The organism is Methylopila musalis (assembly GCF_042679725.1).
Taxonomy (GTDB): Bacteria; Pseudomonadota; Alphaproteobacteria; order Rhizobiales; family Methylopilaceae; genus Methylopila; species Methylopila musalis.
The window spans coordinates 1-4,325 of record NZ_JBHTMX010000135.1; the positions used below are offsets into that span (position 1 = coordinate 1).

Genomic DNA, 4,325 nt, shown 5'->3' on the forward strand with positions numbered 1-4,325 from the left:
TGCTGCTCGCCGCCGGACAGCTGCGCCGGGTGATGGTCGAGCCGGTGCGACAGGCCGACGGCGGCGAGTTCGGCGCGGGCGCGCTCGAAGGCGTCCGGCGCGCCGGACAATTCCAGCGGGGTCGCCACGTTCTCGAGCGCGGTCATGGTGGGGATGAGGTGGAACGACTGGAACACCACGCCCACATGGCGGCCGCGGAAGCGGGCGAGCCCGTCCTCGTCCAGCGCGCCGAGATCCTGCCCCAGCACGCGGATGGTCCCGGAATCCGGCCGCTCCAGCCCGGCCAGCGTCATCAGCAGCGTCGATTTGCCCGAGCCGGACGGCCCGACCATGCCCACGGTCTCGCCACGCTCTATATGCAGGTTCACGTCTTTCAGAATGTGCGTGCGCGCGGGGCCCTTGCCCAGCGCAAGGTTTACGCCGCGGAGTTCGATCGCCGTCATGAAGCCCCTGGAATCGCCGTGCCGTTCGGATGTGCGTCGCACCATCGGCGCCGATTGCGTCGCCAACGGGGCGGGAGGGCCCTCGCGCCGGGCCGCTCTTGGGCTTGGGCTCGCGGCTCTCGCAAGCGTGATCGGAACGGCCGACCGCGCCGAGGCGGCGGAGCCGGTGCGGCTGGTGGCGCTGGGCGACAGCCTCACCGCCGGCTACGGGCTCGGGCCGGGCGAAGGCTTCGTGCCCCGGCTTCAGAAGGCGCTGAGCGACGGAGGCCGTACGGTCGCCGTCGCCAACGCCGGCGTCTCGGGCGACACCGCCTCCGGCGGGGCCGACCGGCTGGACTGGTCGGTGCCGGACGGGACCGACGGCGTGATCGTGGCGCTCGGCGCCAACGACATGCTGCGCGGGGTCGATCCGAAGATCACCCGCGCCGCGCTGACGCGCATCCTCGACCGGCTCAAGGCGCGGAACACGCCCGCCATGCTGATCGGAATGCGCGCGGCGCCCAATCTGGGCTCGGCCTATGTGGCGGCGTTCGATTCGATCTATTCGGACCTTGCGGCCGAGCGGGGTCTGGTGCTCTACCCGTTTTTCCTCGACGGCGTGGTGGGGAACGCCGCGCTGAACCTCGCCGACGGCCTGCACCCGAACCCGCGCGGGATCGACATCATGGTGCGGGGCGCCCTGCCTTACGTGCGGCGCTTCGTGGACAGCCTGCCCGGCCGCTCCTGAACGCTTCGACCATCATCGCCACAGACCAGGGGACACCGCCCATGGAACGCCGCCCGCTCGGACGCACGGGGCTCGACGTGAGCGTCGTCTGCCTCGGCACCATGACCTTCGGCGAGCAGAACACCGAGGCCGAAGGCCACGCCCAGCTCGACCGCGCCGCGGACGCCGGGATCAACTTCCTCGACGCCGCCGAGCTCTACCCGATCCCGCCCAAGCCCGAGACCCAGGGGCGCACGGAGGAGATCGTGGGAACTTGGCTCGCCAAGGGCGCGAACCGCGACCGCATGATCGTCGCCACCAAGGCGGTGGGCCGCACGGTGATGGACTGGTTCCGCAAGGACGGCGCCACCGGCGAACTCTCCCGCGCCCAGCTGCGCGAGGCGGTGGAGGGCAGCCTGAAGCGGCTGCGCACCGACTACATCGACCTCTACCAGCTGCACTGGCCGGACCGGGAGGTGACCCAGTTCGGCTCCAACCCCACGGTGTTCCGCCCCACCACCGGGCCGGAGATCCCGATCCACGAGACGCTGGAGGCGCTGGGCGAACTGGTCCGCGAGGGCAAGATCCGCCACGTGGGCCTCTCGAACGAGAGCGCCTGGGGCGTGATGACGTTCCTGCGCGAGGCGGAGGCGCGAAACCTGCCGCGCGCGGTCTCGCTGCAGAACGCCTACAGCCTGCTCAACCGCACCTACGAGACCGGGCTCGCGGAGATTTCGCTGCGGGAGAACGTCTCGCTGCTCGGCTATTCGCCGCTGGCTCAAGGCTATCTCACCGGCAAATACGCCGACGGCGCGCAGCCTGCGGGGGCGCGCAAGACGCTGTTCGACCGGCTGCAGCGCTACGAGACCACCGGGGCGGAAGGGGCGATCTCGGCCTATCTCGATCTTGCTGGGGAGATCGGCTGGTCGCCCACGCATCTCGCCTTGCAGTTCGCGGCCACCCGGTCCTTCATGACCTCGGTGATCATCGGCGCGACCAGCCTTGAGCAGCTCGACCACGACCTCGCCGCCTTCGAGCGGCCGTGGTCGGATGAGATCGAGACCAAGGTGGACGCGATCCACCGGCTGCGCACCAATCCCTGTCCCTGACGGCCATTCGCCGTCCGGGCGCGTCGAAGGGGGGCTCCCGATGCCGCGGCTGTTCACAGCGATCGAGGTGCCGGAAGAGGTCGGGCTGGCGCTGTCCGCCTACCGGGGCGGGCTGTCCGGCGCGCGCTGGATCGACGTGGAGAACTACCACGTCACCCTGCGCTTCCTCGGCGACGTGGACGAGGAGACCGCGCAGGAGGCGGCCTATCTGCTCGGCAAGGTGCGGCGGGCGCCGTTCGAGATCACGTTCGAGGGGCCGGACGCCTTCGGCGGCGCGCGGCCGCGGGCGCTGATCGCGAAGGTCGCGCCCACGCCCGCGCTGATCGAGCTGCAGGCCGAGCACGAGCGGCTGATGCGCCGGGCGGGGCTGCCCGCCGAAAGCCGCAAGTTCACGCCCCATGTGACGCTGGCGCGCCTGCGCGACGCCTCGCCCCGGGCGGTGGCGGACTATCTCGGCCTGCGCGGCGGCCCGCCCGGCCTGTCGTTCCGGGCCGAGCAGTTCGTGATCTATTCCTCGCGGGACTCGGTCGGCGGCGGGCCTTACGTGCTGGAGGCGGCCTACCCGCTGCGGTGAGCGAAAAGGCCCTGCTTGCGCCGCGCGGCCGCGCACGCCACATGCGCGGTTCGCCCAAGCCTCTCAGGCCCCGGCGCGGGTTGACCCGACCGCCGCGCGGGCGCATGAGAGGCGCCGAAGGAGTTCCGGCCCCATGCAGAAGTTCACGACCCTGACCGGCGTCGCCGCGCCGCTGCCGCTGATCAACATCGACACCGATATGATCATCCCGAAGCAGTATCTGAAGACCATCAAGCGCACGGGTCTTGGCAAGGGTCTGTTCGCGGAGCTCCGCTACGACGCGGACGGCGTCGAGAACCCGGACTTCGTGCTGAACAAGCCGGCCTATCGCGACGCCGAAATCCTGGTGGCGGGCGACAACTTCGGCTGCGGCTCTTCGCGCGAGCACGCCCCCTGGGCGCTGCTGGACCAGGGCGTGCGCTGCGTGATCTCCACGTCCTTCGCCGACATCTTCTACAACAACTGCTTCAAGAACGGCATCCTGCCGATCCGCGTCTCCCCGGAAGACCACGCCAAGCTGATGGACGACGCCGAACGCGGCGCCAACGCCCGGCTGACCATCGATCTGGAGGCGCAGGAGATCCGCGGCCCCGACGGCGGCGTGGTGCGGTTCGAGATCGACCCGTTCCGCAAGCGCTGCCTGCTGGAAGGGCTCGACGACGTCGGGCTCACCATGCAGAAGCAGGACCGCATCTCGGACTTCGAGCGGACGCTCGCCGCCGAGCGCCCCTGGGCCTGACGCCCGCGTCTCCGTTTTCTCCCGACGCCGGGGCCCGCGCCGTGCGGGCCTTCGGCCGCGTCCGCATATCGAGGCTCCGACGATGACCCGCCGCCTGATCTCCACCGGCTCCCCCTTCGAGAAGACCGCGGGCTACAGCCGCGCCGTGGTGGACGGCGACTTCGTGTTCGTGTCCGGCACCACCGGCTACGACTACGTCGCCATGAGCATGCCGGAGGGCGTCGAGGCCCAGGCGCGCAACGCCTTCGCCACCATCGAGAAGGCGCTGAAGGAAGCCGGCGCCGGCTTCGCCGACGTGGTGCAGACCCGCTACTACCTGACCGATCCGGCCGACGCCAACGACCTGTTCAAGGTCACCGGCGAGATCTTCGGCGAGATCCGCCCCGCCAACACCCTCATCGTCTGCCAGCTGCTGAAGCCGGAGATGAAGGTGGAGATCGAACTCACGGCTCGCATCGCCCGCTGACGCGGGATCGGGAGCGTCGCGCCTGCAGGCGCGCACTTTCTTGTCCCGGCCTTGAGCCGGGACCCAGAAACGCTGGCGTTTCCGGGTGCCGTTGAGCGGGTGCGTTTCGTCCTGCGGGTGGAGACGTGTCTAGGTCCCGGCTCAAGGCCGGCACAAGGTCGCGGCGCGCCCGTCTTCGACCGTTGAGGGCTGATCGGGAGCGGGGCGTCACGCCTCAGGCGTCGCCGCCAGCTTCTTGTCCCGGCCTTGAGCCGGGACCCAGAAACGCTGGCGTTTCCGGGTGCCGTT

At 70.4% G+C, this 4,325-nt stretch carries 6 protein-coding genes; 5 read left to right on the forward strand and 1 reads right to left on the reverse strand.

Annotated features, from left to right (window positions below):
- Positions 1 to 443 (reverse strand): ABC transporter ATP-binding protein (locus ACFQ4O_RS12820; RefSeq protein ID WP_378776086.1); only part of this gene is annotated, 443 nt, incomplete at its 3' end.
- Positions 444 to 573: 130 nt separating this feature from the next.
- Here ACFQ4O_RS12820 and ACFQ4O_RS12825 point away from each other — a divergent pair.
- From ACFQ4O_RS12825 to ACFQ4O_RS12845, 5 genes are all read left to right on the forward strand, one after another.
- A complete protein-coding gene (locus ACFQ4O_RS12825; RefSeq protein ID WP_378776094.1) occupies positions 574 to 1,170 on the forward strand; it encodes an arylesterase in 597 nt (198 codons plus the stop codon).
- A gap of 41 nt (positions 1,171 to 1,211) precedes the next feature.
- On the forward strand, positions 1,212 to 2,258 hold the full coding sequence (locus ACFQ4O_RS12830) for an aldo/keto reductase (protein WP_378776087.1): 1,047 nt from the start codon (positions 1,212 to 1,214) through the stop codon (positions 2,256 to 2,258).
- A 40-nt stretch (positions 2,259 to 2,298) separates the two neighbouring features.
- Positions 2,299 to 2,832, forward strand: coding sequence for an RNA 2',3'-cyclic phosphodiesterase (gene thpR, locus ACFQ4O_RS12835; protein ID WP_378776088.1), 534 nt, complete (start codon positions 2,299 to 2,301; stop codon positions 2,830 to 2,832).
- 133 nt (positions 2,833 to 2,965) lie between these two features.
- Complete coding sequence (gene leuD, locus ACFQ4O_RS12840) at positions 2,966 to 3,571, forward strand: 3-isopropylmalate dehydratase small subunit (RefSeq protein ID WP_378776089.1); 606 nt, start codon at positions 2,966 to 2,968, stop codon at positions 3,569 to 3,571.
- Positions 3,572 to 3,653: 82 nt separating this feature from the next.
- Positions 3,654 to 4,037: a RidA family protein gene (locus ACFQ4O_RS12845; protein WP_378776090.1), complete on the forward strand. Its 384-nt coding sequence runs from the start codon at positions 3,654 to 3,656 to the stop codon at positions 4,035 to 4,037.
- Positions 4,038 to 4,325: the final 288 nt, after the last annotated feature.

Excerpts from the sequence above, each read along its gene's own strand:
- ACFQ4O_RS12830 (WP_378776087.1), top strand. The coding sequence starts at position 1,212 with ATGGAACGCCGCCCGCTCGGACGCACGGGGCTCGACGTGAGCGTCGTC.
- ACFQ4O_RS12845 (WP_378776090.1), top strand. The coding sequence starts at position 3,654 with ATGACCCGCCGCCTGATCTCCACCGGCTCCCCCTTCGAGAAGACCGCG.
- leuD (WP_378776089.1), top strand. The coding sequence starts at position 2,966 with ATGCAGAAGTTCACGACCCTGACCGGCGTCGCCGCGCCGCTGCCGCTG.
- thpR (WP_378776088.1), top strand. The coding sequence starts at position 2,299 with ATGCCGCGGCTGTTCACAGCGATCGAGGTGCCGGAAGAGGTCGGGCTG.